Annotated in this window: 17 protein-coding genes and 2 pseudogenes; 10 read left to right on the forward strand and 9 right to left on the reverse strand. The window is 35.6% G+C overall.

The window, feature by feature from the left end; all coding sequences use genetic code 11:
• Positions 1-11: 11 nt before the first annotated feature.
• From parE to ACFIJ9_RS03895, 4 genes are all read right to left on the reverse strand, one after another.
• Positions 12-2,078 (reverse strand): DNA topoisomerase IV subunit B, encoded by a 2,067-nt coding sequence (gene parE / locus ACFIJ9_RS03880; protein WP_375635859.1) that lies wholly within the window; start codon positions 2,076-2,078, stop codon positions 12-14.
• 81 nt (positions 2,079-2,159) lie between these two features.
• Positions 2,160-2,897, reverse strand: coding sequence for a lipoyl(octanoyl) transferase LipB (gene lipB / locus ACFIJ9_RS03885; protein WP_375635860.1), 738 nt, complete (start codon positions 2,895-2,897; stop codon positions 2,160-2,162).
• A 122-nt stretch (positions 2,898-3,019) separates the two neighbouring features.
• Positions 3,020-3,871: a TPM domain-containing protein gene (locus tag ACFIJ9_RS03890; protein WP_375635861.1), complete on the reverse strand. Its 852-nt coding sequence runs from the start codon at positions 3,869-3,871 to the stop codon at positions 3,020-3,022.
• A complete protein-coding gene (locus ACFIJ9_RS03895; RefSeq protein ID WP_015856539.1) occupies positions 3,871-4,497 on the reverse strand; it encodes a LemA family protein in 627 nt (208 codons plus the stop codon). The genes ACFIJ9_RS03890 and ACFIJ9_RS03895 overlap by 1 nt, the downstream gene beginning before the upstream one ends.
• A 385-nt stretch (positions 4,498-4,882) precedes the next feature.
• Between ACFIJ9_RS03895 and ACFIJ9_RS03900 the strand changes: the two genes are divergently transcribed.
• From ACFIJ9_RS03900 to ACFIJ9_RS03940, 9 genes and pseudogenes are all read left to right on the forward strand, one after another.
• Entirely contained in the window at positions 4,883-5,695 is an 813-nt protein-coding gene (locus tag ACFIJ9_RS03900) for a class I SAM-dependent methyltransferase (RefSeq protein ID WP_375635862.1), read from the forward strand.
• Between the two features lie 910 nt (positions 5,696-6,605).
• Positions 6,606-8,144: a histidine ammonia-lyase gene (hutH, locus tag ACFIJ9_RS03905; RefSeq protein ID WP_375635863.1), complete on the forward strand. Its 1,539-nt coding sequence runs from the start codon at positions 6,606-6,608 to the stop codon at positions 8,142-8,144.
• Positions 8,145-8,461: 317 nt separating this feature from the next.
• Positions 8,462-8,824 (forward strand): hypothetical protein, encoded by a 363-nt coding sequence (locus tag ACFIJ9_RS03910; protein ID WP_375635864.1) that lies wholly within the window; start codon positions 8,462-8,464, stop codon positions 8,822-8,824.
• A gap of 931 nt (positions 8,825-9,755) precedes the next feature.
• Complete coding sequence (locus ACFIJ9_RS03915) at positions 9,756-11,132, forward strand: amino acid permease (protein WP_375635865.1); 1,377 nt, start codon at positions 9,756-9,758, stop codon at positions 11,130-11,132.
• A gap of 854 nt (positions 11,133-11,986) precedes the next feature.
• Positions 11,987-12,932: pseudogene (locus ACFIJ9_RS03920) on the forward strand (hemagglutinin repeat-containing protein); the annotation flags it as partial.
• Between the two features lie 19 nt (positions 12,933-12,951).
• A complete protein-coding gene (locus ACFIJ9_RS03925; RefSeq protein ID WP_375635866.1) occupies positions 12,952-13,275 on the forward strand; it encodes a hypothetical protein in 324 nt (107 codons plus the stop codon).
• Between the two features lie 119 nt (positions 13,276-13,394).
• Positions 13,395-13,796: pseudogene (locus ACFIJ9_RS03930) on the forward strand (hypothetical protein).
• A 364-nt stretch (positions 13,797-14,160) separates the two neighbouring features.
• Positions 14,161-14,562 carry a hypothetical protein gene (locus ACFIJ9_RS03935; protein ID WP_015856534.1) on the forward strand — a complete coding sequence of 134 codons (402 nt, stop codon included), beginning with the start codon at positions 14,161-14,163 and terminating at the stop codon, positions 14,560-14,562.
• Positions 14,563-16,124: 1,562 nt separating this feature from the next.
• Complete coding sequence (locus ACFIJ9_RS03940) at positions 16,125-18,878, forward strand: autotransporter outer membrane beta-barrel domain-containing protein (protein ID WP_375635867.1); 2,754 nt, start codon at positions 16,125-16,127, stop codon at positions 18,876-18,878.
• Between the two features lie 960 nt (positions 18,879-19,838).
• On the opposite strand, the gene ACFIJ9_RS03945 is transcribed toward ACFIJ9_RS03940, so the two are convergent.
• The 4 genes from ACFIJ9_RS03945 to ACFIJ9_RS03960 are packed head-to-tail and all read right to left on the reverse strand — an operon-like array spanning position 19,839 to position 23,550.
• Positions 19,839-21,104, reverse strand: a complete 1,266-nt coding sequence (locus ACFIJ9_RS03945) for an acetyl-CoA carboxylase biotin carboxylase subunit family protein (RefSeq protein ID WP_375635868.1) — start codon at positions 21,102-21,104, stop codon at positions 19,839-19,841.
• A 19-nt stretch (positions 21,105-21,123) separates the two neighbouring features.
• Positions 21,124-22,050 carry a DMT family transporter gene (locus tag ACFIJ9_RS03950; RefSeq protein ID WP_375635869.1) on the reverse strand — a complete coding sequence of 309 codons (927 nt, stop codon included), beginning with the start codon at positions 22,048-22,050 and terminating at the stop codon, positions 21,124-21,126.
• Positions 22,047-23,252, reverse strand: coding sequence for a DUF6421 family protein (locus ACFIJ9_RS03955; protein ID WP_375635870.1), 1,206 nt, complete (start codon positions 23,250-23,252; stop codon positions 22,047-22,049). The genes ACFIJ9_RS03950 and ACFIJ9_RS03955 overlap by 4 nt, the downstream gene beginning before the upstream one ends.
• Positions 23,239-23,550, reverse strand: a complete 312-nt coding sequence (locus ACFIJ9_RS03960) for a prephenate dehydratase domain-containing protein (RefSeq protein WP_375635871.1) — start codon at positions 23,548-23,550, stop codon at positions 23,239-23,241. Before ACFIJ9_RS03960 ends, ACFIJ9_RS03955 begins: the two co-directional genes overlap by 14 nt.
• A 912-nt stretch (positions 23,551-24,462) precedes the next feature.
• Between ACFIJ9_RS03960 and ACFIJ9_RS03965 the strand changes: the two genes are divergently transcribed.
• Entirely contained in the window at positions 24,463-25,251 is a 789-nt protein-coding gene (locus tag ACFIJ9_RS03965) for an ATP12 family chaperone protein (RefSeq protein WP_375635872.1), read from the forward strand.
• Between the two features lie 34 nt (positions 25,252-25,285).
• Here ACFIJ9_RS03965 and ACFIJ9_RS03970 read toward each other — a convergent pair whose 3' ends face one another.
• Positions 25,286-25,831 (reverse strand): hypothetical protein, encoded by a 546-nt coding sequence (locus ACFIJ9_RS03970; protein WP_375635873.1) that lies wholly within the window; start codon positions 25,829-25,831, stop codon positions 25,286-25,288.
• Positions 25,832-25,983 lie beyond the last annotated feature (152 nt).

The following is a 25,983-nucleotide window of genomic DNA, read 5'->3' on the forward strand; positions in this document are numbered from 1 at the left end:
TATTTTTTACATTAGATGTCTAGATTAGAAGCAAAAGTAGAATTTTCTTGTATGAAACGAAATCGTGCTTCTGGTTTTGTTCCCATGAGACTTTCTACAGTCTTTTTCGTTTCTTGCATTTCCACGGCATCAATAGAAACACGAAGCAATGTACGTTTTTGAGGATGCATAGTCGTTTCTTTAAGTTGTTCCGCGCGCATTTCACCCAGCCCTTTAAAACGCCCGATTTCGACTTTAGCTTTTCCAGTAAATTCAGTTTTGAGTAATTCATCCTTGTGAATGTCGTCACGAGCATAAGCAACTTTTCCTCCTTGCGATATTCTATAAAGGGGAGGGACGGCGAGATATAAATGTCCCTGATGAATAAGGTCAGGCATTTCTTGAAAGAAGAAGGTAATGAGCAGTGACGCAATATGAGCACCATCAACATCAGCATCTGTCATGATGATAATACGTTCATATCTGAGATCTTTTTCACGATACTTGGAGCGTGTTCCACATCCAAGAGCAAGGATAAGATCGCTAATTGTTTGGCTTGAGTTCATTTTTTCATGTGCAGCACTGGCGACATTTAAGATTTTACCACGAAGAGGTAAAATTGCTTGGTTTGCTCTATTTCTTGCTTGTTTAGCAGATCCTCCTGCAGAATCCCCTTCAACAATGAATAGTTCAGCACCCACAGCATGGTTCTGGCTACAATCTGCAAGTTTACCGGGCAGACGTAATTTACGGACAGCAGTTTTTCGACTTATTTCTCTATCTTGGCGTCGTTTAACACGTTCTTCAGCACGTTCAATAACCCAATCGAGAAGTTTTGTTGCTTCTTGCGGGGAATTTGCTAACCAATGATCAAAAGGATCGCGGATTGCATTCTCAACGATACGCTGTGCTTCAATGGTTGCTAATCGATCTTTTGTTTGTCCAACAAATTCAGGGTTACTGATAAAGACTGAAAGTATTGCGGCTGTTGAAATCATAATATCGTCAGACGTAATAATTGTTGCGCGCTTGTTTCCTATTAACTCAGCGTAGGATTTCAATCCACGCAAAAGAGCTTGACGTAATCCTATTTCGTGTGTTCCGCCTTCTCCTGTAGGAATCGTATTGCAGTAAGATTGCACACAAGAATCACCACCATGCCAAGCAATAGCCCATTCAACGGAGCCATGGCCATTATTTTGTTGTGTTTTGCCAGAAAAAACTTCTGATGTTACTCGATATTCATCTTTTAGTGACGAGAGTAAATAGTCTTTAAGCCCATTGGGAAAATGAAAAACAGCTTTTTCAGGAATATTTTTTGCGCTTTCAAGTATGACGGGATCACAAGTCCAGCGAATTTTTACGCCACCAAAAAGATAAGCTTTGGAGCATGCCATCTTATAGATTTTTTCTGGATCAAAAGCTGCTTTTTCACCAAAAATTTCACGATCAGGATGAAAACGAACGCGCGTACCACGACGATTATAAACATCTCCTAGATCTTCCAATCCAGATTGAGGAATACCGCGTGAGAAACGTTGGCGGTAAAGTTTTCGTTCTCGTGCAACTTCAACTTCCATATCATCAGAAAGAGCATTGACAACAGAAATTCCTACTCCATGAAGCCCACCCGCAGTTTGATAAGCCTTTCCATCAAATTTTCCCCCTGAGTGGAGTTGTGTCATAATAACTTCAAGAGTAGATTTCTCAGGCATTTGAGGATGATTTTCGACAGGAATACCACGTCCATTATCTGTAACGGTTATATAACCGTTCCTATCTAATGAGACCTCAATAAAATCTGCATAACCCGCAACAGCTTCATCCATTGCGTTATCAATAATTTCGGCAAATAAATGATGAAGCGCTTTACTGTCTGTTCCACCAATATACATTCCAGGGCGTAAACGTACGGGCTCTAAACCCTCAAGCACTCGAATAGAGAGGGCATTATAGTCATCTTCTTGCGTATCTTTTGCACTTTTTTTTGAAATCATCGCTTTTGATTTCATTGGAGACTGCAGAGTGTTTTCTTTTGTATTTACCCGAGATTGGGCTTTATTTAAAACACTAAAAAGATCCTTTTTGTTATCGCTCATAGCGTTTAACTATCTACCTCATAAAATAAAATATTTATTAAAGTAATTTTATGCCTGTTTTTTATTTAAAAATCAATGCACTTAGGAAACATCAATTGTTGGACCGAAAATTTGTTCAAAGGCGTGTTTGAGAGCAATATCAATATCATGCATTGTTACAGGGTAACCTAGATCAAGAAAGCTTGTTACACCGTGGTTTGTAATTCCACAAGGAACAATTCCTGAATAATGGGCTAAATTAGGATTAACATTGATAGAAACTCCATGAAAACTTATCCATTTGCGCACTCGAATGCCAATAGCTGCAATTTTATCTTCGGAAGAAAGATCATTTTGTTTTGATGGGCAATGAGACTGTTTAACCCAGACACCAACGCGATCTTCTCTGCGTTCGCCTTTAATATTAAAGTTTGCAAGCATCTGTATGATCCATTCTTCTAATGCACTAATGAAAGCACGAATGTCTTGTTTTCGGCGTTTAAGATCAAGCATGATATAAGCAATACGCTGTCCTGGACCGTGATATGTAAATTCACCTCCACGTCCTGCTTCATAAACAGGAAATAAATTAGGCGCCAAAAGATCTTTTTTATTTGCACTCGTCCCTGCTGTATAAAGGGAAGGGTGTTCAAGAAGCCAAACTTGTTCATGCGCGGTTTTTGCAAGAATTTTTTCTACACGTTCTTGCATATAACGCAGAGCTTCAGGATACTCAACTAGATGATTACTTATCTTCCATTCAACGGGTGGATTTCCTAGAATTGCATTAAAATGATGTGATAAGTGATTACGATCCGTATGTTTTAATTCAAATGTCATTGGTAATATTTATCTTGATGTTTGAGTTTGTATTGTAATCAGAAAAATAAAAAAAGAACAGGATTAAGAGATAGTTTATAAGAAGTGCAATGAATTTTATTAAAAAAATCATTATGCTCGTTTTACCATCTTCCTGTTGCACCGCCACCACCTGATGATCCACCACCACCTCTGAATCCTCCTCCCCCTGAAGGTCCGCCAAAGATTCTACCAGAACCTCTACCGCTCGCATTTAAGTTTAAAAACCAAGGTGTGAAGACAATACCCAGCCAAAGATACTTTCGTGGACCTATTTTTTTACCAAAAATCATAGCAAGAATGGGCAAACCAACGACTATAAAGAGAATGAGAAACGTGATTGTATTTATAATCATTTCTTCTTTTTCAGCTTGTTTGCGTTGTTCTTCAACAGCTTTAGCTTTTTGATTGATTCGAAAAGAAAAATCAGCATCACTTTGTGTGATCACTTTGATAATTGCGTGAACGGATTCGACAATTCCTTTTTGATAATTTCCTTCACTAAAATTAGGAATCATGAAGCTATTAATAATGACAGAGGAAATGGCATCTGTTAGTTCTCCTTCCAGACCGTAGCCTACCTCAATACGTGCTTTGCGTTCATTTGGTGCAATGACGATTAATATGCCGTTATTGATTTGTTTTTGACCTAATCTCCATGTACGAAAAAGAGAATTGCTGTATGTTTCTATATCATTGCCCGAAAGAGTAGGGAGCGTCACAAGAACGATTTGATCTCCTGTTTTCTCTTCGAGTGTAGCTAGCTTTTCCGTTAAATTTCTTTGTGTTGCATGATCAAGTAAATGAGCCATATCGTTGATATGGCCGGTTAAGGGAGGAAACTTAGTGTGTGCGTAAGTGACATTCCCCAATGCAATGATCAAATATAGAATACTCAAAGGAACCCATAAACGTAGAAAAGTACGACGTTGTATAGAGTGTTGAAATATTTTCATTAATTAAAATTAACCTTTGGTGTTTGTTGGCTATCAGTATCGATGGTAAAAGTAGGCATAGGTTTAGCATCACGAAACCATAGCTTTGCCCAAATCATCGTCGGCATTGTTTTGAGTGCAGTATTGTAGGCACGTACTGTTTCAATATAATCGCGGCGTGCAACGGAAATTCGGTTTTCTGTTCCTTCTAATTGTGATTGAAGAGCAAGAAAGTTCTGGTTTGCTTTAAGATCCGGATAGTTTTCGACAACAGCCATAAGCCGCGAAAGTGCACTTGATAAATTTGCTTGATTTTTGAGATATTGCTGCATAACTTCTGGATTATTCAACATATCTGCATTAATGTTGACTTGCGTTGCTTTTGCACGTGCTTCAATTACATTTGTGAAAACGCTTTGTTCATGAGCTGCGTAAGCTTTAACTGTTTCTACAAGATTGGGGATGAGATCTGTACGACGTTGATATTGATTGAGCACTTCACTCCATGCTGCGTGTGCTTTTTCTTCATTTGTTGGTATCGTATTAAATCCGCACCCACTTAAAAATGGGACTAACCATGCCAAAAAAATCACGATTGAAAATTGTTTTAATATTTTAAACATTGAAGAAGTTTGTACGTTTAACATAAAGATGCCTCCACAGATATTTTATGTAATATATAGGGTTTATCTTTTTGGTGGAAAGTATTTTAAATTTTATAAACAGGTATATTTATCAATAAACCGACATCTCTATGCATTTTAGGCACGCTTAAGTGATTTGTTGATATTAAAATAATAATGGTAATATAGAGATCATCTTATAAAAGATCAATGATATTCATATCAATTATTATTACAGAAAATTATATATTTTTGTAGTATTTTTTGTGTTTCACAACGTGCAGATAACAATTGAAAAAGGGAAAAATTTAAGCATCAATCTTATGGAAAGATAGAAGGTAGGGCAGTTCTTATTTTCCCTCCTTTAGAAGTTATGCTTAATACATCGGATAAAAAAGGGTTTTTAATTATGTATGGTAGTAATTGTGAAAGAGGGGAAAATCCTGTGATAGAAAGTGTTCAACGGCAAAGTGAAAAGTTTGATGGATTGGCTAATGATTATGATCGTTATCGTCCTCGCTATCCTCTCACTTTATTTAAAACCATGCTCCATCCTTTTAAGAACAAAAAGCATTTGTCCATTGTGGATGTGGGGGCTGGGACAGGTATCGCATTAGAGGGAATTGTTAAATTTTTAGGAAATGAGCACCAATATCATGCTATCGATGTATCGGCAGATATGATTAAGAAGGGGCGAAGAAAATTTCCTACGGTGCAGTGGTATCAGGGCCGTGCCGAAGACCTATTGCCTCAAATTGGTGAGGTCGATTTTGTCATTGCAGCGCAAGCGTTTCAGTGGACGGATCGTCCTAAGTTGCTTTGTTCTGTTTCAGATCAACTTCGAGTCAATGGTGTCATGGCTGTTATTCAAAATAATCGTGATTTCAAGCATAGTGAATTTCTAGAGGCTTATGAGACATTGTTAGAGAAAATGAGTCCGAACTATTCTCGGTATTATCGTAATTTTGATTTTTTACAGGAAATGAGTGATGGCTTTGGGGTAGATCCAGAAAAGATTTTTTTCCATACGCACAATTGGATGATGATGATCCCATCTGAAGCTTTTATTGGAATGAGCCGCTCTTCAACGCAAGCGCAACGCGCTATTGCTTGCTATGGGGAAGAATATTTGCGGCAATTGGTTGCATTGATAAAGAAATATGAAGTGCAAGGTAATTTGGAGCTTTTGTATCGAAGTGAGCTCTATATGTATGCAGGATAATCCGATATCGATGATTACTTTTGCTCTTTTAGCACATCAGAGTAGGCGGTATTCAGGAGATTAACGCATTATTAAGGCAGATTTTGAGGAGGGAGAGTTTTTTCTTCTTCAGCATTCAAATTGACATCTTATTACATCTTACATCTTATTTTTATTTTAAATAACGGGTTAGCTCGAGCCTTGTGTGGTTTTATTGAAGATGTGCTTTTCAGGTTTCAATATGGCGCTTTAAATACAATTTTAGAAGTGGCAAAGAAGTGGTAAATAAGCTTAATTTCTTCTATGTTGTGATGTGTAAATAAGTTTTTTAATTTTCTATAGAGTTTAATTTTTGCAATCATGATAGATTGTGGCAGCTATCTATCTAAGATTTTTATAAGTTTAGTAGGAATAGCTTAATGATATATCCATATGATAAATTCATTGAGTCCTCCCTTTACGCTTCATACACAAGAATAAGCCTGCACCATCACACACTTTATCATCTCCCAATGTTGCGACAGCCTTTGAGACGGTTCATAAGAGGAGTTTTTAGTTCTTTTTTGTACAGTCTTATCCATACGCCAATCTCGCTTATGACGTGCAAGCGAATGGTTTTGACTGATTCAACGTACACGGATTTAGAATGGGAGAATCTTAAGATGTTCGGCTTTCTCATTCAATATGAATAATGCTAGATTATGATTATAAATTAATGCGTTATCTATTTTTGAAATCCATGACCTTGGTTGTGCTTGTCAATATTTCATTTTCATTTATCGTCAACTATTCTACTTTTGGATAATGGCTCCATTGTAAGGAATGCCTTTAAGAAAGCATTCTTGTTTTAAAGAGTCGTTATAGTTTTTTTGTTTTATAGGAGGATCAATAATGCTAAACATTATACTTTGATTAAAAAAGAAAGTAAATTATGACTATTATACTAAAACCGAGCGAGGTGACGCTTAGTGAACTTGAAGCTATTTATTTTAATGGTGAAGTGAGTAAACTTCATAATGACACGCATTTAGCTATCGAGAAAGGGGCTCAGCGCATTGCTGAAATTGCTGCTGGAAGTGAGCCTGTGTACGGTATTAATACTGGTTTTGGGAAGTTGGCTTCTATTAAAATTGATGCGGACGATGTCGCTGTTTTACAGAGAAATCTTATTTTGTCCCATTGTTGTGGGGTAGGAGAGCCTTTAGCTGAAAATATTGTGCGTTTGATAATGAGCTTAAAGCTTATCTCTTTAGGAAGAGGGGCTTCAGGAGTTCGTCTAGAATTGGTAAATTTGCTGGAAAATATGCTTGCAAAGGGTGTCATTCCTATCATTCCTGAAAAAGGGTCTGTTGGTGCTTCAGGTGATCTAGCTCCACTTGCTCACATGGCGGCTGTTATGATGGGAGAAGGAGAAGCATTTTTTCAAAATATTCGTATGAGTGGAGCGGTTGCATTAGAGAAAGCGGGATTGTCCCCTATTATTTTAGAGGCAAAGGAAGGTCTAGCTCTTATTAATGGGACGCAAACATCAACAGCTCTTGCACTTGCCGGTCTTTTTCGAGCTTATCGGGCATTGTGTGGTGGATTGCTGGCAGGAGCTTTGACGACAGATGCCATTATGGGATCAACGGCGCCATTTCATCCTGATATCCATATTTTACGAGGACATCATGGGCAGATTGCTGTATCGAAAACATTAGAAAAGCTTGTAGAGGATTCAGAAATTCGTGCAGCACATTTACGTGGTGATGAGCGTGTACAAGATCCTTATTGTATACGTTGCCAGCCACAGGTCATGGGGGCATGTTTTGATATTTTGCTAGCAGCAGCAAAAACACTGATTATTGAAGCAAATGCTGTTACAGATAATCCATTGATTTTAAGGAATGGTGAAGTTGTATCAGGTGGGAATTTTCATGCTGAGCCTGTAGCGTTTGCTGCTGATCAGATTGCTCTTGCTTTATGTGAAATAGGATCTATTTCTCAACGGCGTATTGCTTTGATGGTTGATCCAGCAGTTTCTTATGGACTTCCAGCTTTTTTAGCGTATAATGCAGGTCTTAATTCAGGTTTTATGATTGCTGAAGTAACAGCAGCAGCTTTAATGTCTGAAAATAAGCAAATGGCTCATCCTGCTTCCGTTGATTCAACACCAACTTCAGCTAATCAAGAAGATCATGTTTCAATGGCTTGCCATGGAGCTCGTCGGTTATTGGTAATGAGCGAAAATCTTTTTACACTTATTGGCATTGAAACGCTTGTTGCAGCACAGGGAATTGAATATCGTGCACCTTTAAAAACAAGTGCTTTTTTGCAATCTGTTATGGAATGTTTACGCAGAAATGTTGCTTCTCTTAAGGAAGATCGCTATCTGGCTCCAGATCTTCATCAAGCACATATACTTGTGCGTGAAGGGCACTTATTATCTATTTTACCAGAAACAATTTTTCCTTCACTAGAACCCAAATAATATTTATTTTTGAGTTCAAAAGAGAAGGAGAGACCTAATTATGAGATTTCTTTATACAAAAATTGGAGAGATGATGAATATATCTTTATAATAATTAATAAATATTTTTCCATTTATTGGCTGTTATGTATTGTGTTTATTCACAATTATCTCTTTAATACGCTTATCTTTTGATATAAACTAATTTAGATAAGTTTATGAATGAGTGTATTATATTTATTATTACTTACTAAAATTAATATTTCTATTGAGTATTTCTCTTTTTAAAAGATAGTTTATAATTTTTGTACTTTTAAATCACGAGAAAGGGAAAATAAATGTCTAAAAATCGTCTATTATGTATTTTAATGGCAATCATTGTTTGTTTTTCGCAAATTGTGGAGGCTCACGCGAATTTTTGGAGAGGAAGATCTCAACAGGGTGGTTTTATTGCTATATGGGTACAGGAGAAAGATATTTTTGTTCAGGTAACAAGAGGAGCTATCATGAATGTTTCAGATCAAAGAAGTGGAAATAATAGTCGCTCTCTTGTTGGACCAAAGGTTGAAAAGATGATATTTGCCGCAGTTGCTCTTTTGCTTGGAAAGCTTGTATTTAAAGCGGCTGGAGTTTTTAAAAGATGGGCTGGGGCTAAAATTTCTCACGCCTTTGAGGAATGGCGAGATTCACTTTATCATTGATTAAGCTATATCAATTGGTTTTAAAAATGAGTGCACGTGGTGTTGAATGCAATTTATGATGATGTGACAAACTAAAAAGTATAGAAGGTTTATACGGTATTAATAGAAAGTTTAACGCATGTTTCTCTTGAATACGATGATATCAATTTAAGGTTTTTATTTATAGCCTTGAAAAACACATATGATGAATGGAAGCTTATGCCTCTCATGTAAAACAGTGTTGTTTTTTGCGTACACGGGTTTGTTTTAAGAAAATATTTCCTCAATACTTAAGCTTACATGTCAGGGTTGCATCCGTGACTGGTATAATCTAAAAACTCTCGTGAAAAGTATAAGATTAATAGTGCATCATTATTTTTTATGTTACGAAGATACGAGTTGATACTATCAGATAATCTATTTTCCGAGTTTCGACAGCTTTTTGTACTTGAGACAGTTTATTAAAAGGCATTTTTATTTCTTTCTTTATGTGTTTTTTATTCACACGTCAATCTCGCTTAGAATGTGTAAACGAAAAGTTTTGATTGCTTCAATATGAACAGGTTTGGAAAAGAGAAAATCTTATGATATTGAGGAGCCAATTCAATATATAAAACAATAAATTATCCTTATGAATAAAAATGTTTACATTATCTTGCATTCAATCCCACATTTTCTGCAGAAAAATAGAAAATATAAAAATGAGTTAAATGACAATTATAAAAAATTTTATTATCACGTAATTTCAATAAAATGATACAAAACTTAGGCTATAAAAAGCTGAATCATTCGCAATAAAAGTATTTTTCATTGCCTAGGATAAAGCACCTGGAAGGCTATTGTTGAATGCTTTTAAAGTATATCTTCGAAAGAGAAACATGAGGCTTTATTTATCATAAAGCTGTTATTGTGGTGTGGATTTTCGTCAACATTTCAATAAAGAAGGAAAGTAATGGCACGAAATGAACTGAAACGAGGTATGAGTAAGCGCCAAGTTATTTTTTTAGCTCTTGGCTCTGCTATTGGAACAGGTCTTTTTTATGGGTCTGCACAGGCAATTAAGCTTGCGGGTCCAAGTGTTTTGATTGCCTATTGTATTGCTGGTTTAGCTATTTTTATGGTTATGCGGGCTTTAGGAGAGATGATTATTCATAATCCATTGCCTGGTTCTTTTGCACGTTATGCAGCAAATTACATATCGCCATTAGCAGGTTTTTTAACGGGATGGACATATGTATTTGAAATGATTCTTGTTGGTTTGGCTGATATTACAGCTTTTGCGACTTATATGGGTTTTTGGTATCCTGATGTTGCTCCTTGGGTATGGGCATTTAGTATTACGTTAATTATCACGGGTATTAATTTAGCTGCCGTAGAAGTATATGGTGAACTAGAGTTTTGGCTGTCTTCTATTAAAGTTATTGCTATCATTGCAATGATTATTTTAGGAATAGTAATTATTTTTTGTGGTTGGGGTGAAAGTGCAGTTTCTTCTACTGTTACTGTTCATAATTTATGGAAGAATGGTGGTATTTTTCCTAATGGTTGGTTTGGTTTTTTAGCTTGCTTTAGTGTTGTTGTCTTTGCTTTTGGTGGTATAGAAATCATTGGGATGGCAGTCATGGAAGTTCAAAACCCTCATCAAACAATTTCAAAGGCAATTAATTCTACTCCAGTTCGTATTTTGCTTTTTTATATCATGACGTTAGCTATTTTAATGTCACTTTATCCTTGGAATGAGATTGGTCTTATGGACAGCCCTTTTGTATCCATTTTTGAAAATCTTGGGATTTCATATGCGGCAAATATCTTAAATATTGTTGTTGTTACAGCGGCTATTTCTGCAATGAATAGTGGAATGTATGGTGCTTGTCGCATGATACATGGTTTATCGCAGGAAGGTTATGCTTTAAAGAAGTTTCAATATTTATCAAAAAATGGTATACCAATTTTTGTTATTTTGATGATCTTCGGTATTTTTCTTCTTGGTGCTGTCCTTAATTATTTTTACCATGAAAAGCTTTTTTTTCTTATTGCTGCAATGGCAACATTCGCGACAGTTTTTGTGTGGATGATGATTCTACTTTCACAAGTTTTTATGCGAATTAAGATGCCTAAAGAAGCACAGAATAGTTTAAAATTTCCAATTCCATTTTGGCCAATAGGATCGATTTTTTCTATTTTATTTATGGTTTTTATTTTTATTCTCTTATGGTATTTTGATGAGACACGACCAGTTTTAATTATAGGTTTTAGTTGGATTGCTTGGCTTGTTATTTGTTTTTATGCACTTAAACTTTATAATTTTAAGCAAAAGAAACTGCAATAAAATGTGAATAGAGATTAAACTCAAAACAAATAGCTGATGTTATCAGGAGAAGAGTTGTTTGATTGTTATTCTCTAAAGATTAGTATAATCTAGATTGAAGAAAATCTGCTCGTTATTATTTTACTTTGGGAGTTTTTGTGAGCCATTGCTTATGGTAATGACCAAATCATATAAATATTAGGCGTTTTTTGATGGTGAGCTCTGCAATCAATATAAGTCTTTCATGTTAAAATGCCTAACAACGCAAATGGATTTTACTAGAGACAAGATTATAGGCAGATATCTTTTTTCAAACGCATTAATGGATTTCTGTTTTACAAGATAAGTTATTGTAAGAATTATTTTTATTGTTTTATAAGCTCTTTAAAAAATTGGTTGTTTAAATTTTGTTGTTTAAGGAACTACTATTGCTTTTAGAAGCGAAGATAAAGTTCTTGATGTATTCTCTTGAAAAAAAGGGTTGGAGTCTTCTGTGTCCTTTAAAAGGATATTTTGGTTGTTATGGGGTAAAGGGGAGAAGTTTTTTATTTCTATTATTTTTTTCTCAAAGAGGATTGGCGTTGGTAGAAAATAGTGGATAATAAAGTCATTGGAGGCATTGTATCATTGTGTTTGCAAAAACTTCAATAAAGAGCAGCAAGGTATCACAATAAAATTTCATAGAAGAGTAAATTAAGAAGAGTAAATTAAAGAGAACAATGAACGTGTGATAGTTTTACGATTCTTGTTGTTATTGCGAGCAAAAGAGCAAGGATCAAACTTATTTTTTATAAAATTGATACGGGAGTAATTTTTATCACAAGTGGAGAAGGACAAAATGCACTCCGCAACTGTATTGTGGTGCAAAATTATTCAATATTATTATAAAAGGTGCTCAAGAACACTACGATCAGCAAAAAAATCATCGGAAAGTGGCTTTTTACACGAGAAATCTTCCAATAGCTCTGAAACGCATATCACAACGATTTCCTCTATCCTTGAGGCAACGGGCAAAATTGATACGGATTTACACGGAGATGCTATGATTATTGTTTCTCATCTGATTTCCGGTCAAGATATCAATGTAATGGGAGAAAGTGTGACGATTGTTGGCATGATAGACCATCATAGCAGCCATTTACAGACGCATGCAACAGGTTTTGATGTGGGTTCAGGCAAAAATTTTGTTTCGATATACGGGAGCGAAACAAAGACAAAAAATAAAGAGAGTTTTGAACATCAAGGCTCTTCTCTCAATGTTAACTGTAATATCAACATTACGCTCAAGAAAAAAGATGTGAGCGTAGTAGACTCTGATCTTGCAGGGAAGGGTATTAACCTTTCGGCAGCGCATGATGTCAATGTGTTTGTGGGTCACAATAATCATAGTTCGAGTACACAGGAAGAGCGCACAGGCTTTGGCTTTCAGTTTGAAAAGAGCAACGGTGCTTCTATTGGTGTTTGGGGTTACGAGTGTGAAAGACAATGGCGATCAATAGGAAAATACCTCCGTTCAATCCTATTTCAAAGTGCGCGGAGATGTGCGGATTACTGCTGATCATGATGTAAACATGAAAGCCGACAAATGTTTCGGCAGAGTGTGATGTCAACGTCGATGCTGGCAATAATATCACGCTTTCGGAAAACTATGATATCTCTAAGACACAAGAGATGCCTGAAAAGTCCTTTGCTGGTGTGACAGGATCTGTCAATGTGGGCATTCTTGGTACCATAAAAGATACAAGAGATGTAGCAAAACGTTTTGCTCATGGGGATGTGAAACACAAAATCGGCAATGGTTTGATTGGCGGACTAAATGGCAATAGAGCAGCGATTGTTCGTGCACATAGCTCCAGGTGCCATAACAGTAGGTAAAGGATTGCGTGACTTTAAAAAGCGTGGCATTCACAATATAGCAAAGAAAACAGATATCTATCTTTTTGGAACAGCTGATAAGGCTCTACCGATAGCGAATCCATTATATGTCGTAAATGATGGCGAAAAAGATCATGTCTACCTACAAAATCATTTACTTAACCCCATTGGTATAGGATTTGGTCACAATCCACCTACTTTTTATAAGGTACCCTCGGAGTTCCCTTATGTATTATTTCCACCAGCAATTCCCATGCGAAAGGAGGGGAGAGCGCTAGGCGGGCTATGATCCTAGAATTGTTATAGTCATGCGCCTTATACGTGTGCAAGGTAGTATGGAACGCTTCATATTATGCCAATTTATTCGATTTTAGATAATTTAGGTTTAGGTTATTTATGGAGAAAAAAATGAAACAAAACTTAAAATTATTAAGTGGTCTCATTCTGTTAAAGGTCGCTGGATATAACATCTACAAGCCCCACTAGGAGTTTTGAGTGCTTGGGAGAAGCTTGGAGCAGACTTTACTGAGGTAGGAAAAGCACTGTTAGAATGTGGCATGCCAACCTCGTATGATGTCTTTCCAGAAAATAAAAAGTTAAGCCTCAATGCAGAGGCTTCCATTGATTCTTGCATGATCCAAGCAAAATTCCACTACAAATGGGGAGGACTATATTGGTGTTATACTTAATAAAGATGAAAACCTCCCCATTTGTCGTCCTAGTGCTGTTATCCCGCAACGAAGTGTCAAGAAGCGTTTGAACAGCTCGTTTTGTAAAAAATATAAAACCGCACCTGAATGCCAGCCTTAATTTTTGCTGGTGATGATCAACAATCACTACCTTCATGTTTCTCATGCCTGTGCGGGGGGGGGACTTAATTCACCATTTCAATGCTATTTATTTATGGGTACTACAACTGTAGGCGCAATAATATAAAAATATCTATTTTTGTTGTAATCAAAATATTGATAATAATTATAGGTATGCTGTTGATAGAATATGATTTTAGTAATAATTTTACCGTATTTTTGATATAACAATAATGGTATAATCTTCGGAAAGGTAAAAATAATAAAGGTTGATAATATCCATCATTGTTTTGGAAATAAAAAAACAGCATGTAAAATAATTTATAGATTGTTTCGTAATATCAAAATTACTCAAGGATAGGAAAATGAAGCATATTTTAAAATTATTAAGCGGGATAACTTTATTTGTTATGGCTGGATGTTACGAAGAGCAGCCTTCTCGAACAGCCGTAGATGCATGGGAAAAGCCCGGCGCAGATCAGCTTGAGATCAAAAAAGCTCTGTTGGAATGCGGAGTGCAGCATTTTGATGGTCGTCTTGATACAGAAACAAGTATGGATGAGAAATTCAATGCTGAGGAGGCAGAGAATGCATGTATGATCCAAGCAGGTTTCCGAGATAAATTGGGAAGGGTGAAGTGGTGTGAGAAATATGAACATCTTCCAATTTGTCAGCCTGATGCAGTTATTCCTCAGCGAAGTGTAGAGAGGCGTTTGAATAGTCCTCATTGTAAAGAGCATAAAGAACAACCTGAATGTCAACCTTAGGTGTTGATGTTTCTGTAATCAATAATTCTCGTGTTCTTTTTCTCGCATGGGGGGGCGAGGTTGCTTTTTTAATGTACTAGCCATATTGCATGCGAAAAAATACTAGCAAGCTTTTCAGCCTTTCTATCGTAAATATTGAAGGAGGGGAAATGAAAAATATTGAAATTATTGAGTGTTATAATTTTATTAAGCGCTGCTGGATGTGTTAGCAAATCTCCCCCAATCGATCTTGGCATTATGAGAAAAGTCCAATGTCAATAAATCTACGATCTCACAAGCACTGTTCAAATGTGGCAGGCAGCCGATCTACGCTTTTCCTGAAAATATGGATTTGTGTGCAAGTGAGTTTGCAGCAATTTATGAATGCATGACTAAAGAAGGTTATCGATACAAATCGTAACATTCAAAGAGAATTTATTTTTTATCAGTATCACAAAGTGATTCATTTTTAGCCAATTTAATGGTAGTAAGGTATCAGCAGGCTATAGATAATGATATTTTTGGTGTAACCAATTAGACGAAAAAGATGTTACGTCTTGATGAATAATAAAAAACGCTAGTAAATAAAAAAAGCTTTGCACAAGTGATTATCAACAGTAGAATATTCATTTTAAAGCAATAATTGAATGAAAATATTAAACGGAAGAAGAGAGAAATACGGCTCTTTTGTCTCCAATATAATTATATTCAGCAGCTACGAGATTAGCAATAGTGTTGTTGTCAGATGATGATAGCGGAGGATAGTGAGTTGTTGTTTAGAGAAATTTATTCAATATAAAGAATGGTAAATAATAGCTTTTCTAAAATATCTTCTTTAACGATAATAAACAGATAGCTTTCATAAAACTGATTTTGATGAAATTTTATTTTGGTGTTTTTTAATTTCAAGATGGTGAGTGTTTTACTGTATTTTAGATTTTATCAAAAGATCTAAAGTATTATACAAGTAATTTTGATATAAAGATCTTTTCATTTTATGATATTTTTTTGAGATAATATATTTATAAAGTATTACATTTATTTATTCAAATTTTTTATTAGATATCTAGCATTTTTAATACAGAAACTGTGTACATTAGCTTATACATTAGTGTGCGATTTTTTATTTTTTTGTTGTAGTTGAAGAAATGATGCTGTTATAGCTTTCATATACTATATCTCATTATGTCGTGTTTTTATTAAAACGTTTTGATTGTTTAGATCTTAAAAATTATTCTCATTTTGTTATATTTTTATTTTTCGGTGGTGAGATAAATTGAATATTATATCTCTTAAAAATTTGCATTTTTTCGCGTTTTTTTGAGATTAGTTTTTTTGCATTTCGTATTGCAGTTCTCAGTGGTTCTTGGGATGTACTCTTTAAAAAGATTGTCATCCTAAATGGTATTTTTAAACTTTTTGTTCTTTCTTTACATAAAATACAAAACATATTATGAAACGCTATAATTTATCAGAAAAAATAAAATAATTTTGTTTGTTTTATTCTTATTGTGCTTAATTCGTGGTTTTATTTTTTGCCAGCATTTTTTGTTTTGTTGAAAAAAAGAAAGTTTTGAAAAACAATGATAACCAAGGTATCTAACAATCACTTGTATTTGTGTGTTTTTACAGCAGCTATTTTTTCTTTTTTATTAAATATAAATATTGAGGCGCATTCTCATGCATTTGTATCACTGTTATGTGACGAAAACAAATTGCCTTATAAATGCAGTGATGGTGTAAAGCATACAATTAGTGATAAAGTATATAAGTTCACGGTACCTGTTAAAGAAAAGAATGGGGAGGGTAGTTCTCTCATGTTGCCTGCTGCTATAGTAGTGCAGGAGCCAAATACAGTTATTCAGGCAATGCGTGTAGAGGTTGAAGCTACTGCGGGTATAGAAGATATTTATGGTGTTTCTGTATCACAAGGGGGAAGAATTGTTTTGAGTGATTCAGCTTTTAAAAATGTGTCAATAGGTCTTAAAGCTGATAGTGGAATGATTGAGGTTAATCGTGGAACAATTGAGGCTTCTCAGATTGCAGCTTATGCAGAGAAGCGAGGAGCATCTGTTACGTTAACGAATACAAAAATTAAAGTGGAAGGTTTGGGTATCGGTCAAGAGAGTGCTCTTTTCGTTAGGGCTGATGCGGGTATTCAGATGAAAAGCGGATTTATTGATGTGAATGATGCTGCTGCGCTTTATGTGGGGAGAGGGGGGAGTGCGACTTTAGATGGTGTTACCATTACTTCAAAATATCAAAAAACAGAAGACAATGAAAATACAAATAAAAAGATTGCACATACAGTTTTCAATGTAAAACATCAGGGCTCTGTTTATTTAAAAAATACTAATATTATTTCTACGGATGTTCATGTTTTAACAGTTGGACAAGATTCTAATACACTGTCCAATAATGGCAGGGAAGGAAATATTTTAATTTCGCGGGTTAATATTGAAGATTCAACAATTAAAGCAATAGGTAACAAACATGGTATGTATTTTGAGAGGGATGGGGAAAATAATGCGTATGAACAGGGGTTTGTCTTTTTGAAAAGGACGATTTTTGAGGTTCCAGATGGGACAGCTGTTCATAGTAATAACAGTCGTAGTTATATTGGAGTAACAGAAGGTACAAAAATTTTTGGTGACTTATTATTAACAGTTGAAAAGGGGGGGGCTGTAGCGATTTTGGCTGATTCTTCTTCATTGATAGGAGGGACTCGTGTTGCCGATAATTCTATTGCTGAGCTTTATTTGACAGGGGGATCAAAATGGTTTTTGACAAAAAGAAGAGAGATAGATTCGCAAGTTGCAAACCGCACAAATTCATTTATTTCATTTGTAAAAATTTCTGATAGTTTTATTGCTTTTGAGACTCCAATGTTTCAGGAGTATCAGACACTTCATATTGGGAAGGGAGAAAAAGAAGTTTATAGTGCGCAAGATAGGGCAGATATTTATCTCAATACACATTTCAGTAGTGAGGGTTTGCTCGATAATAAAAAGACTGATCGGCTTTTGATACATGGCGATGTTTCTGGAAAAACGACAGTTTATGTGCAATTTGTTGCAGGAAATCAGGGGGAGATAGCAACCGGTGAAAATGCTCATAGTATTTCACTTATTCAGGTTTCTGGAAAAGCGGCAGAAGATTCTTTTCAGTTAAATCGTGCTTATATTGCATTAGAGGGGTTGCCTTATCAATATTATCTTCATGCTTATGGTCCAAATTCTACGCTTGGAAATGCACAAATTTCTCAAAGATTGGTTGAAGGAAATGGAGATTTTTGGGATTTTCGCCTTGAAAGTAAGTATATTCAGCCTTCTTTGGGAGTGTCTGTTATCCCTCATTCTGAGTTAAAGGTCAGAGAGGTTGTTCCACAAGTTCCAACCTATCTTTTGTTACCAAATGCTTTGTTTCATATTGGACTCATGGATATCAGTAATCAACAAAAGGAATTGCAAGTTACGCAGTCTATTCCTCGCAAATTATTAAAAGTTGAAGGGAATTTTGCTTTATCTGTCCACGGTTATGGTGGGAGTTATCGTTATGTCTCAGATCTTTCTACACTTAAATATGGGTACGATGGTAATGTTGATTATAACGCTATAAAAACAGACATTTTGCTCAAAACAATAGAGAGCGCATATAGTATGACATCTTTTGGGATTATGGGAACCTATGGAAAGCTTTCCTTACAACCTCGTAACGTGGAACAAAGCCAAAAGAGTACGTTTAATAAATGGTCATTTACGACATACGGTAGTGTGAAACACAACACTGGTTTTTATGTAGATGGTCTTTTATCTTATGGTTTGTTTAAAGGGGATGTGCTTACCCATGCTTGGGGTAAAACGGCGACATTAAAAGCAAATCCTTTGAACGTTTCGTTTTCTGCTGGTAAAGTGTTTATGACAGGATATGAAGATCTTATTTTTGATCCGCAACTCCAGCTTATTTATCAACATCTTCAATTTGATAAGTTTCGTGATATTGATGGATTTGATGTTGAGATGAAAAAAATAGGTCAATGGTTGGTGCGTATTGGGGGGCGTTTAAATAAAACATTTTCAGCATCTGAAAAGGATCGTACCATTTGTTTTTATGGTAATATTCATCTTTCTAATCGTTTTGGTAAAAAACAATTTGTTCATTTTAAAGATGTTTTCCAGTTGGGTTCTTTTGGTTCTTCTTTAGAAACAGGTTTGGGTATTAATGCGCAGTTTTCTTCTAAAGTTACACTTCACAGTGATCTTAGCTATCAGCATAGGTTAACCAAGGCTGGTTTTTCTGGAGTTCATTTTTCTGGTGGTTTGCGCTATCATTTTTAATAAATCGTTTTAAAAATAATAAATGTGATTTTTAAAGTTTTGTTTTATTGTCGAGATTAAAACCATTGATGGTGCAGAATTTTAGTCCCTTCTTTTAATAATGGTATCATGTGTTTTAATAAGTATCAAAGGATCACGTTGATGTGTTTTTTATCCGATTGATAAAGGTGCTTAAATGCTTCAAAAAAAATTGACAATGAGACTGTAAATCTATTTGTGTTATTTGGGCTATAAATATTGGGGATGTATTCGTCATCAGCTTTTTAAAATAGTAGCATTATTATCCTATCATGCTGTAAAGTACTGTCATTTGAGGTCGCTGATATCAATCATGAAAGGCAGGGAGTATTGGCCTGCTGATTAAGAGCTTTTGCTGTTAAGGAAAGGAGGGGATTTGAAAAATATAGAGCTCTATCGTTTCGTGTTTTTATGCTTTAAAATTTTGTAAAAAGCGTTTTTGAAGCTGTTTGTATCAATCGCATTATTGTAGGTGGATAATGAGAAAAGTGGTAAAGCGTGAATACTTTTAAAATCAAATGCAACATCTTTAGTTCTTATAAGGATAAATCCTTAAAAAAAATGTTCTAATGACTGTATTGAATATATGAACAAGATCATGTCTTATTTGTGAAATAGATATGAAATATAACTTTTAAATTAGAGTGGAGGCGGTAAGATCTTTCTTTTCTTCTTTGAGATATGGGGAGAAGAAATTGGTCGTATCAAAAAAGTCGTTTATAAGTTTTCATTATTGTTTCAAATATAGAAATATTGAAGAGCTTTTATTAAAATGGGGTGTAAAAGTAGGTCATATCTTCCTCAATTCTTGGTTTTTGAAATATGCATCTTTAATGGGAAAATGTTTGCAAAGTTTTAGGCAATCGCATTCGCATTGTGACTTCATTTGTATCGATAAGATTTATATCAAAGTTGAGCGTCAGTAGAAATATCTTTATCGGACTATTGATAAACATGGTGTTTCCATATGATGCTTAAGGTGTCATCGAGCCATTTGTGGTAATTGCGTGCTTCTTCGTTTGAGTCATGAACAGAGAAAATAAAACCAGGATATCCACCGAATGCTGGTGGAGGTGGTGAAATATGATCGGTTTCAAAGAAAATGATAGTTCTAGCAGTTAGTGGATGCTGTGCAACCTTATCTAGACCTGAAAATCCGGAAAACCTTCCATGACCACGAAGAGGAATAATGTAATTTGCCGCCACTTTTTCAGCTGGGAGTATATCGGGAAGGTCTAAGTTTTGTTCAGCTAAAGCGGCATTCATACATAGTTTTGCAAATGAAATCCCTGTACCTTGCTCCACAATAAAATGGGAAACACCTGACCCACCTATACGAGCGCCGATCTCAATTACATAAGGTAAGTTATTAGCATCTAAGCGTAGCTCTACATGGGCAGCTCCCATGTTTATACCAAGAGCTTTAACTCCAGAGCATGCAGCCTCACATAAAGCAATAATTAAAGGATCATCTATATCACGGCGTTGACGATAAATTGTTTCTTCGAACCACGGTCCTTCAGGCTGTCCCTTGTCTCCAATAGCTAGAACATGCACACCTGCTGCATCGACAAAGCATTCCACAACAAACTCTTTTCCTGGTAAATACTGTTCTACTACTAAACCTAAAGATTTATTGTTATCGTTGAAACGTGCCATATCTTTATGCTGAACATTCCATACCGCTTTGATGAGATCAGGAAATTCTTCAGAATTTTTAGCTAACATTACGCCTATACTACCGGCTCCAGAAACGGGTTTAATGACTAGCGGCCAGCCTAAAGTATGAGCTTGTGATAGATCTTCTGGATTATCTATATAAAAAAATCTTGGTGTTCTCAGCCCTGCTTTAGCAAAAGCTTGACGCATTAGATATTTGTTTCGGGTTAATGCCGCTACTTCTGGCTCAATACTGGGAGTATTGATTTTTTTTGCAGCTAAAGCTGTCCATAGGATGGCTTTTTCGAAAAGGGTCATAACTCCACCAATATTGCGTTCTTTCACTCCGGCTGCAAAAGCGTCTAGGGCTAACTCTGGATTATCAAAAACAGGAAGTTGCCAAGTTGAGGTTACTGCCGCTGGTAGCTGAATAGGTGCACTTTCAGCAATATCATAAATCATTATTAATTCGATGTTAGCTGCTTTTGCAGCTTCAAATATAAAGGGTATTTTTGTATTACGCTGACATACTAACGCCAGTTTTTTCATTTTATTTTTTCCTTATAATTTAGAATTTTTGGAACGGTGTTTTAGTTGCTATCCAGATACTTTTGACGCGTCTATAAATTAAGAGTATTATCCCTATAACAACTACAATCATAGCAATTATTTTGAGAGCACTTAGAGAAGTGCTCGAACCGATTATCCGTTCACATGCTACGACTGCAAAAGGAGCTAATACGCCGATAGTATTGGTGTATAATACGTCTCTTTCGGCTAAAACTTTTTGGTACAATACGTAACCTAGTGATGATAAAAAAGCTCCTAAAATCAATATCCTAAGTATGTCTTCTAACTTAAGATATAAGAGTGGGGCAGGATCAAAAATAAATAATGGCATAAATGATGCTGCAGAAATTGTCGTGATCCAAGCCAGTGAGGTGAGCAAAGGTAGATTTTCAAGATAACGTTTAGACAATAAGCCATAAGCAGAGTAAGAAAGTGCTGCTGTTAAGGCAAGAGCTATTCCTATTAGGCTGTAATATCCACCCTCTGCACTGTTTATATTAAATGCTATAGCTGCTACACTGACAATTATCATACCGATAAGTTTTAACCATGAGAACGTAAGGCTATTCGTCAGTGCACCCAATATGTAGGTAATACCTGGAATAGTAGCGAGAGCCATAGTTAAATCACTGGCTTTGAGCGATTTTAATGCACCAAAGCTGCATACAAAATATAACGAGAATCCTAACACTGATAGAATTAAAAAAGAAGGTATCATGGAAAGCAATGGTAGGGATCTGAAAACAGCTTTCTCACGAAATACTGCAATCAGCCATAAGGTGGCAGCGGTGGCAAACAACCTAAGTCCAACCGCATGCATGACGGGTATATTGCTAACCAAATTCTTAGATAATAACCAACTTATGGAAAACAATGCTAGAATGGCAAAAGTAAATAATAGTAACCGTCCTTTTATAAAACTCAATGATTTAATCCCCTAATCACTCGCTGTGCATAATATGATGTTGAAAAATTAAATCGTGACTGTGAAGTTTGCGGCTTACCAAGATTATTTTGGATATAATCCTTAGCTCCTGCCAAATAAGCGTCATCATCTAATGTTTCAAGTGCTTCTATATCTGCTATCATCAATATTATTACTTTTTCAAGACGCTCCAAATCAAATTGAAGATAACCTTGATTTGTTTCAATCAATGCTTTGTTCCGCGTTAACATTTCAAAAAGCAAGATCCCTGTACCAGCATCGAATGTCATATGCTGATCAGAATCTTTTGGATAACGGAATATGCGTTCTAATAGGATAAATTCAGTTATTTCTTTCCAAAATTTTGGATGATTTTGTAGCATAATACGCACTGTAATTAAATCAACTTTAGTTTCTTCTAGAAGACCTGTGAACCAATTTAATTTTATATACAGATTTTTATCTAATGGCCGCGGTCCAGTATGATGTGCATAGTCATGGTAATAGCCCCACAAACAGCGAGCATCGTAAATGTCTTCTTTAGATAAGTTACGACTATGCAATTGACCGAACAGAAATTTACTATCTCGACCGAGTAAACGTTCAGCTTCCACAATTGTTTGCTTGTTGTAAATATCAAAGAATTTACTGAAAAAAAACAAAGCAAATGCTTGCTTATCAATTTTCTTAGCAGTCGCTACAGATTCTGGGAATAGAACAATGCAATTGCCTTCTAAAAAACCTCTTGACGCTATTCCCATTTTTATACATTGAAATGGTGATACATAATTATTTGTATATTTTGAGGCGTCAGCAAGATAGTCCGTTTCATGACGATATCCTGTAACTAATTCCAGCCGGAATCCTTCTGGATCAGGTCCATTTGTTGCACGCATTGGAGCCAAGAAAAACAAGGGAGCATCTGGTAATGGGGCTTTGAAAGCAGCCAAAGTGTTATCAAATTTAGGAGGGGTCGTTAAACCGCTGATCATCCACTGATGAAGATCATCAGAAATGGTCGCTAAAAGTTTTGGAGATAATCCGTCAAGAATATTGGCATGGTGGTTCAGCAGAGTAATCAATTCATTGATCATATTACTATCTACCGAAGTTGGTTCCTTAATGCTCCCATCTCGTTCTTGGCGCATACGGAATTTGTCAACCAAGTTAACAATGGAAAGAAGCGCTTCAGATTTTTTCATGATTAGTTGACTTTAGTGAGTGGAGCAAAAAGGCCATTGGCACTTGTCCAAAATTTTCGACAATACTCAGCCTATAGCGATTTGCCGCAACCGATGTTGTGATACAAGAATCGGCTTTTTCAGCCTTACAAAGAACGGCTGCATCAGCATTGCTGTTGGCAAATACTTTGTCATATTGATGAGCTACCAGAGATTGCGGGGCAGGATGAGTCGCTACGGTTTTAATTTCATCAATGTTATTGCGTTTAGCTAAAACCATAGAGTGAGTAGGCATGATAAAGCTGTCAAATAATTGCATATTACTTAAACGGGTAAATATGAGTGTATGCAAATCAGGGTAAGCAGCACAGCTTAAGAGATATCCATCCTTTTTCTGAGCAAGTTCATTAAAGGCTCTTTTAAGAGTTGCGTATAAGATAATACGTGATTCTAAATCAGCGGAAGAAATATTTTGATTGTGATTGTCAAGCCACTATTGTGCTGCAGCTGTGCAGTTAGTATCTGCAAGGACAAGTGTATAGATAAAAGTATTATTTTCAGATTGTATGACTTATATACTTTTTAAGTATAAGAATATATTTAATATAGTGCAATATGTGAAGTATATCAATAAAAATAAGTTAAATAATTTAGTGATTTACAAAATATATGTATATATGAAAGAAAATTGTGATATAATTTAGCCTTATCATTATCCTATTATGCCATAAAACATCGTCGTTTAGGATAGTAATTGAGCAGGAAAAATTCTATGCAGGGTATTTATTGGATATGTTAGAGAATTATTGGAATGGTTAAGCGAAGGTGAATGACACGTAAACCGTACTGCTCTATCATTTTTTTGATGATGAACTTTTTTGTTTTAATATTTTGCAAAAATTGTTTTTGAAGCTGTCCGTATCGATAACATTATTGTAGGTGGATAATAAGCAAAATGGTAAATCATGATTACCTTCACCATCAAATTCAGTATATTCAGCTTTTTAATTAAGATAATATTTTAAAAATTATTCTATAGTCATGACTGTATTGAATATATGAAAAGATATTATCATTGTCTTGTTTGTAAAAGAAACATGAAATATAACTCTTAAATCAGATTGGGATTGGCAAGGTCTTTTTCCTTCTTTGAGGCATGGGAAGGTCGGATTAAATTTTATTAAAGTATATAAAACATTCGTTTTCTTGAAAAGATCAGAGGTAAACAAATATGCGTGAGATTTTGGATCATTTTGATATGCCATTGAATAAGAATAAAAAGAGTTCTGTTCAAAAGATTCAAAATCTTTCATGTCAGCCGCACCCAAAACGATTTTATAGACAAGTGAAGATTGCTTGTGAGGAAGGGAGTTTTACTATCTTATTAGATGAACGTCCCGTTAAAACGCCTGCAAGGCGTCGTTTTCATGTGCCAACAGAAGTGTTTGCTGAATACGTTGCTCAAGAATTTGAGAGCCAAAAGCACGTTGTTGATCCTGTAAAAATGCCGATGACGCGTTTGGTTAATACTGTTATTGATGGTATTGCTGATGATATGCAGGTTGTTTTTGAAGATTTATTGCGTTTCGTTGCGTGTGATATGATCTTTTATCGTGCACAGACACCTAAAGAGCTGGTGCAAAAACAATCTGAACAATGGGATCCTTTATTAGATTGGGCAGAAAAAAAACTGGGTTCAAGGTTTTATTTGACAGAAGGGCTGATGCATGTGGAACAATCACCAGAAGCACTTCAAGCTGTGAGTTATTATTTACGTAGCGTTGAGTCTCCTTATATGCTTGCTGCACTTCATATGATGACAACCTTAACGGGATCTGCTCTCATTGCTCTTGCTGTTGCTGCGGGAAATATTGATGCTGATCATGCTTGGTCTATTGCTCATTTAGATGAAGATTGGATGATGGAACAATGGGGAATAGATAAAGAAACAATGGTGCGTCGTGCTCATAAAAAAGTTGAATTTAAGGCTGCGGCTACAATTGTTACAACTTGCTTATAGGGGTAAATCTTTTATTTACGTGCATTCTTTTCGCTCAGAGTATTTTTGTGACTTTTTGAGGATTGATTTTTACTTTTTCAAGTCCAGGAAATAGTTCATTGGTTATGTTTAAGAGCGTTTCGTCATTACCGCGGATAAAATACCATTGGTTATCGTGAAGTAGGGCAATAATTTCAGTGTGAATAGAGCACTTTTTTCCAGCATTTGTTGTGGTTACAAGTTCCACGGGTATAACAAAATAAGGGGTGCCATTATCAAGTGTACCTTCACGTTTTTGTTTTTGGTCAATGTTGATCGTTTCAATCTTGTAACTTTCTGCCAACCGTTCTATTTGGCTTTTCATGATTTGTCGAAATTGTGATTGACTAAGATTTTTTTTGGCGGTTAAACGGTTGATGATTTGGGGAGGAATAGCATTTAAGATGGCATTTGCATCGGCATTTTTAAGTGCTTTACTATAAGCGGATGTCGCTTTTTCAAGGGCAGTGAGTTTTTGATTGGTTATTGTATATGCTTGAGTTGTTGATGTGATAAAGACAATGCATAAAAGAAGGGGAACGAGAAAACAAATTCGCGGCATTAGAAACCTTGTTAATTCATTTGAAGAGATTCAACACATTATAAAGGAAAAGCAGATGAGCAAAAAGCCTCTTGCGCTTTTGCATGAGAAGAATATCCACAAAAATGGAGGCTTTTGCCTCCATTTTAAAAATCAAAAGAATGCGTATTGAT

Origin of the sequence: Bartonella sp. MR90HLJMH (genome assembly GCF_042194115.1) — a bacterium.
Lineage (GTDB): Bacteria > Pseudomonadota > Alphaproteobacteria > Rhizobiales > Rhizobiaceae > Bartonella > Bartonella grahamii.

What these genes read in the sequence shown, in the direction of transcription:
- ACFIJ9_RS03915 (WP_375635865.1), top strand. Translation starts at nt 9,756, where the DNA reads ATGGCACGAAATGAACTGAAACGAGGTATGAGTAAGCGCCAAGTTATT.
- ACFIJ9_RS03910 (WP_375635864.1), top strand. Translation starts at nt 8,462, where the DNA reads ATGTCTAAAAATCGTCTATTATGTATTTTAATGGCAATCATTGTTTGT.
- ACFIJ9_RS03970 (WP_375635873.1), bottom strand. Translation starts at nt 25,831, where the DNA reads ATGCCGCGAATTTGTTTTCTCGTTCCCCTTCTTTTATGCATTGTCTTT.
- hutH (WP_375635863.1), top strand. Translation starts at nt 6,606, where the DNA reads ATGACTATTATACTAAAACCGAGCGAGGTGACGCTTAGTGAACTTGAA.
- ACFIJ9_RS03935 (WP_015856534.1), top strand. Translation starts at nt 14,161, where the DNA reads ATGAAGCATATTTTAAAATTATTAAGCGGGATAACTTTATTTGTTATG.
- ACFIJ9_RS03965 (WP_375635872.1), top strand. Translation starts at nt 24,463, where the DNA reads ATGCGTGAGATTTTGGATCATTTTGATATGCCATTGAATAAGAATAAA.
- ACFIJ9_RS03945 (WP_375635868.1), bottom strand. Translation starts at nt 21,104, where the DNA reads ATGAAAAAACTGGCGTTAGTATGTCAGCGTAATACAAAAATACCCTTT.
- ACFIJ9_RS03955 (WP_375635870.1), bottom strand. Translation starts at nt 23,252, where the DNA reads ATGAAAAAATCTGAAGCGCTTCTTTCCATTGTTAACTTGGTTGACAAA.
- lipB (WP_375635860.1), bottom strand. Translation starts at nt 2,897, where the DNA reads ATGACATTTGAATTAAAACATACGGATCGTAATCACTTATCACATCAT.
- ACFIJ9_RS03900 (WP_375635862.1), top strand. Translation starts at nt 4,883, where the DNA reads ATGTATGGTAGTAATTGTGAAAGAGGGGAAAATCCTGTGATAGAAAGT.
- ACFIJ9_RS03895 (WP_015856539.1), bottom strand. Translation starts at nt 4,497, where the DNA reads ATGTTAAACGTACAAACTTCTTCAATGTTTAAAATATTAAAACAATTT.
- ACFIJ9_RS03890 (WP_375635861.1), bottom strand. Translation starts at nt 3,871, where the DNA reads ATGAAAATATTTCAACACTCTATACAACGTCGTACTTTTCTACGTTTA.
- parE (WP_375635859.1), bottom strand. Translation starts at nt 2,078, where the DNA reads ATGAGCGATAACAAAAAGGATCTTTTTAGTGTTTTAAATAAAGCCCAA.
- ACFIJ9_RS03940 (WP_375635867.1), top strand. Translation starts at nt 16,125, where the DNA reads ATGATAACCAAGGTATCTAACAATCACTTGTATTTGTGTGTTTTTACA.
- ACFIJ9_RS03960 (WP_375635871.1), bottom strand. Translation starts at nt 23,550, where the DNA reads ATGCAATTATTTGACAGCTTTATCATGCCTACTCACTCTATGGTTTTA.